This is a genomic window from Arthrobacter sp. HMWF013, from assembly GCF_003061105.1.
Classification (GTDB): Bacteria; Actinomycetota; Actinomycetes; order Actinomycetales; family Micrococcaceae; genus Arthrobacter.
In genome coordinates this window covers 1-4875 of record NZ_QAIQ01000393.1, presented here as the reverse complement: position 1 = coordinate 4875, position 4875 = coordinate 1, and the positions used below count along the sequence as shown (strand labels likewise).

General features: G+C 61.4%; 5 protein-coding genes. 1 reads left to right on the top strand and 4 read right to left on the bottom strand.

What is annotated here, in order from left to right; genetic code table 11:
- On the bottom strand, positions 1-297 hold a 297-nt coding region (locus tag DBR22_RS14595), incomplete at its 3' end, for an MFS transporter (protein WP_181365197.1).
- A 290-nt stretch (positions 298-587) separates the two neighbouring features.
- Between DBR22_RS14595 and DBR22_RS14590 the strand changes: the two genes are divergently transcribed.
- The gene (locus DBR22_RS14590; RefSeq protein ID WP_108599617.1) at positions 588-1703 is read left to right on the top strand and encodes a magnesium and cobalt transport protein CorA; all 1116 of its coding nucleotides are present in this window, start codon (positions 588-590) and stop codon (positions 1701-1703) included.
- A gap of 9 nt (positions 1704-1712) precedes the next feature.
- Here DBR22_RS14590 and DBR22_RS14585 read toward each other — a convergent pair whose 3' ends face one another.
- The 3 genes from DBR22_RS14585 to DBR22_RS14575 all read right to left on the bottom strand — a co-directional run bounded on the left by DBR22_RS14585 (position 1713) and on the right by DBR22_RS14575 (position 4616).
- Entirely contained in the window at positions 1713-2339 is a 627-nt protein-coding gene (locus DBR22_RS14585; RefSeq protein ID WP_108599616.1) for a TetR/AcrR family transcriptional regulator, read from the bottom strand.
- 129 nt (positions 2340-2468) lie between these two features.
- Positions 2469-4208: a CocE/NonD family hydrolase gene (locus DBR22_RS14580; RefSeq protein WP_108599615.1), complete on the bottom strand. Its 1740-nt coding sequence runs from the start codon at positions 4206-4208 to the stop codon at positions 2469-2471.
- 132 nt (positions 4209-4340) lie between these two features.
- Positions 4341-4616: a hypothetical protein gene (locus DBR22_RS14575; RefSeq protein WP_108599614.1), complete on the bottom strand. Its 276-nt coding sequence runs from the start codon at positions 4614-4616 to the stop codon at positions 4341-4343.
- Between the last annotated feature and the right edge of the window lie 259 nt (positions 4617-4875).

Below are 4875 nucleotides of genomic sequence, written 5' to 3'. Positions count from 1 at the left end.
GCCCACGCAGGCGAGGAGCCGCAGTGCGAAGAATGCCTCAAGCGTGCTGGTGAGGCCGAAGCCTGCGGTTGTGAGGTTGAAGAGTACGAAGCCTGCAAGCAGAACCGGCTTACGGCCCCAGCGATCGGCCGCGGGGCCGGCGATGAACCCGCCGATGGCCAGGGCAACGAGGCCTGCCGTCACGGTGGCTGTGATTTCACCGATCGAGGTGCCCCACTCCGAAATCAATCGGGGAAAGATGTGGCTGACGATCGACATGTCCATGCCGTCCGCGACCATGATCAAAAAAGTGAGCACAACGATGAGGCGTTGGCGGCGGCTCAGGGGTGTCCTGTCTATGAACTGTTGAAGGCTTATTTTGCCGGGGGCAGCTGTTTCCAAGGGGTTCCTCTCAAACTTGCGTAGAACATCGGTAACGTGAATTGAATCACACTAACGGTCAGAACCATATGGATCTTTTAAAGATTACTTTCTTGGCAGCCGACACCCAAGGGGGAGTGACGGGCGCGGCTGCCAGGATCTGGAGCAGAAAATCAACATCTGTTGATAAATTTATGTGAAACACTCGAGAAAACGAGAGGGCAACCATGACCCATGCCAACGGAAGGTCCATGTTCCGGCGCAACGATAGGCCCTGGCGGCGGGGCGCTGCCGGACCCGTTTCCCAGCCGCCTGAAGCGTCCCACCTGACCCGTTATGTGACCGACGGCGTTCCGGCGCCCGAGCCCAATGGCGCTTCCGTGGCCGAGGCCATGCGGTTTTCGCGCAGTGGGCCGGGCCGTATGGCGATGCTTTTCTACCCCGCACCCACGACGGCGGCCATCACGGAACTCGCCGATGCCTGGGACCTGCACCCCCTGCTTCGTGACGACCTTTTGCACGCACGTCAGCGGCCGAAGCTCGAGCGGTACGGTGATGATCTCTTCCTGGTGGTGCGTTCGGCACGGTACCTCGATGAGGTCGAGGAGGTTGACTTCGCCGAATTTCACCTGCTGCTCCGCCCGCATGCCGTGGCCGTGCTGTGCCAGGGCGGGCGGTGGATCGACGGCACCGACGGAACGTCCTTCAACGAGGAGGACGCCGCAACGCCTGACCGCAAAGAGCGCACGTTACTGGCCGACCAGCACCTGTTGAGTCTCGGACCGGAAGCTGTGGCGTACCGCCTGCTGGATGCCATTGTGGATGGTTATGCTCCGGTTCTGCAGGGATTGGCCATCGACAAGGAGCAGATCGAAAGGCAAGTGTTCGGCGGCGACGCTGCGGTAGCAGAACGCATCTACCGGTTGAGCCAGGAAGTCATTGACATGCAGCACACGGTCACATCGATGACCGACGTGCTTCACTCCCTGCGGGCGGGCTTCGGCAAGTATGGGATTCCGGACGAACTGCAGACTTATCTTCAGGATGTTTCCGACCACCTGCTGCGGGCCGCCGCGCAGACAGCCGAACTCCGGGACGCCCTCTCGCAGATACTGAACGTGAACGCCACCCTGGTTGCCCAGCGCCAGAATGAAGACATGAAGAAGATCTCTGCATGGGCGGCCATCCTCTTCGCGCCCACCCTGGTGGCAGCCGTCTACGGCATGAACTTCGACGTGATTCCCGAACTGCACTGGGCCTACGGCTATCCCTTTGCCATCGCCCTGATGCTGGGCTTTGCGCTGGCGTTGTATCTGATCTTCAAGCGCAGTAAGTGGATGTAGGGGAGTGGCCTACGCGTCGTGCCCGCCAGTCAAGATGGCCTGCACCGCAGGGGCAATGTACCTGACAAGTGATTCGGTGTCTTCGCTGACAAGGGAAGGAACCTTGACGATGCGCCGACCGACAACAAGGCCGATCAGCATGGACGAGGCGATCCCGGCCCTGGTTGCCGTGTCCTGCAGATGCGGCAGCTGGGGGGCGATGGCTTCCGTGAGTCTCGCTTGGATGAACTCCCGCAGCTGGGATGACGCCTGTTCGTTGCTGATGGCGCTTCGTAGCATTGCGAGCAGCGGCTCAGAGTCTTTCGGATCGCCGTCCCAGACCTGGAGAAAAGCGCGGGTAACGCGTTCTCCGAGGGAATGTTCCGGACCCTCGAAGGCTTCTGAGAAGCGCGACAGGGTACTGAGGGTGATGGACATTACGGCACCGAACAGCTCGTCCTTGGACCCAAAAAACTGCATCACGAGCGAGGCGTCGACGCCCGCGTCTGCCGCTATCTTACGGATCGTGGCACCCGCATAGCCCTCCTGGGCGAAGCGCGCCTGGGCCGCGTCGAGGATGACCTGTCGGCTTCCGCTCGTACCGGGCCTGCGGCCTTGCCGCTTTGGACGGGCCGTGGGGGCGGGTGTAGTAGGCATACGACGAGTCTAACCTATCTCAACAATCGTTGAGATATTCCTGAGGGGTTTATCCCGATGAAAAGAGGGGCGCACCTACCGCCGGTTCAGGTGGTAAGCGCGCCCGCGTCTCATTCCGGGTGCCTGGGGTCAGGCCGACCTGATGGGGAGTTGCAGGTAGGAGGCGTGCTCGCCGCCGGTGTGGATGACGTGCTGTCCGCTGTTTGCACCAGCGTACTCCTGGATGCCGGGCATGAGCGTCCCGAGCAGGTTCCGCGAGCTGATGATGAACCTGAGTTGCTCGCCCGGGTGGAATGCGAGCCCGATCGGAAGCAGGTCAATCTCGATTTCGACCGGTTCACCCTCGGCCAGTTTTTCGATCCGGTCGAAGCTGTGCGCTGGGACGTCGTCGGTAGTCAGTGCCTCATCCAGGTGGCGCAGGGACACCCGCAGCCGCCCGTCTGATCCCTTGTACTTCAGGATCGTGGCGCCATGATCGGTGAGATCGTGGGCCATTGCACTTTGATTCGGCACGGTGAAGGCCTGCAGCGGCGTGCCGTAGGCGTCGAGTTTCTGGATGAGGACGAAGAGGTCCATATCATCGGCGCCGCGCGCTTCAACCCAGAGATGGGCTTTCGGGTAGCCGACCATCACCGTCTCCGCCTCGAAGCGGGTGATGAAGGAGACCGCGTTCGGGTTGGAGTCGACGGCGTACGAGGCTGACGCTTCGCCGCCCGGCATCGTGGTGCTGAGCGCACGTGTCCTGCCGTCAAGGTAGAACTTCGTCGAGGTGACATCCTTCGGCGGGAAGGCGTCCGCAGCAACGTTGACCTGGTCGCCGCCTTCGAGGTCCAATACCGAATACCGAACCGGGGGAGTGGTTTCCCAGCCGTTGTCCTCGTCCTTCAGGTAGCGGTCAAAGAACCGACGCAGGTCCTCGACGTTCGCCTCGTCGTAGTAGTCCGGCCATTCCTGGCCGTTGTGGATGCGGAGCCACTTCTCCTCGGACGCGATCCGCCGCCAGGCGCGGAACGTTCCGGCGGTGTGCAGGGTGTTCGAGTAGCTGGCCACGATGTAGGCCGGCACGGTGATCCGGCCAAAGTCCGGGATCTTGTTTTGCCACAGTTCGCCCATCAGCGGGTATCGCTCGGCCTCGGAAATGATGTCCTCTTTCCGGTTCTTGCCGAAGAAGCTGCCATCCTGCAGTTGGCGGGCGAAGCCGGTGTCGGGCATTCCGCCCCGCATCACGAGGTCCCGGTAGACATCACTCACGCCCTCCCACGGGTTGATGGCCGCCAGATGCGGAGGCTGCTCGGCTGCGGTAAACCACTGGGAGACAGCGAGGTAGGAGGTGCCGCTCATGCCCACTTTTCCGGAGCACCAGGACTGTTCGGCCAGCCACTCAATGAGGTCATGGCAGTCGCGGCCTTCCTGCCGGTCCCAGAGCACGCTGTCACCCTCGGAGTCCACCACACCGCGGACATCCGGGTTGCAGATGGCGTAGCCCCGGGCACACCAGTAGGCCGGGTCCGGGGCCTCAAACTTCTCCAGCCCGGACACGGTGCTGTTGGCCAGACCCACCAGGCCGAACACGCCCATCACACTCAAAGAAGTGCCCTGCCCTTTGCCGTAAGGGCTCCATGCCACGATGATCGGAACCTGCTCGACGCCTGCAGGACGGAAGACATCCACGTAGATCGTCACGCCGTCGCGCAGTTTGACGGCGACGTCCTTCTCGAACACGACGTCGACCGGGAGTGGCCGGAACTGGGGCGCCACCTGGAACCCCGCCTCCAGGGTCCGGGTCCCCGGGTCGAATCCGGTGAGCACCCCGCTCCGGGGAGCGGGCAGCGGGTGGGATGGAATAAAGATCTTCTGGTCATCGCTCATGGCGATCTCCTCTTGTCTCTGCGTCCTGGGACGTCTTGTTCTTCATTGCGAGTGTACGTCTGCAGCACGAGAAACTCAACAGCTGTTGATATTCTGTGGGATAGTGGTTGCATGGACGGATGGGAGCATGTGTCAGCGCGTCTCGGGTTCGCCGCGGTTCTGGCAGATGCGGGACTCAACCCGCCAGATGTTTATGCCGTCGTGCTTGTGGATCAACATACGGCCCTTACCGCCGATGAGGTTGACCCACACGATGTTTCCATCACCGGTGATGTCGTCAATCCAGCCGGCGTCCCTTATCTGGGAGCCTTGGCCAAGCTCAACGAATTCTTCCCGCCACAGGTGCTTCCATTGCCGGATCAGGAGCGGCCGGTCCCGCCTGTCGGGCCAGGAACGGTTCAAAAGCATGATCGCTACTCCTTACAAAACATCACTACGGTTAGTATTATTACTAACTATGGCCACCCATTCTCCAACTTTCAATACCTTGGAAGGTGTTGAGGCGGGAGGCAATGGTTGCGGCGAGCAGGCATCGCCGCCAAAGTGAAGCAGGGCCTGCCGCGGCCCGACGTCGGGTCACGTGCAGCAGGTGGCGTTGATGCGCCAAAATAAGCTAACCGTTACTGTGTTTAGTGATTGAAGAGGATACCCGATGACCAACCCACCC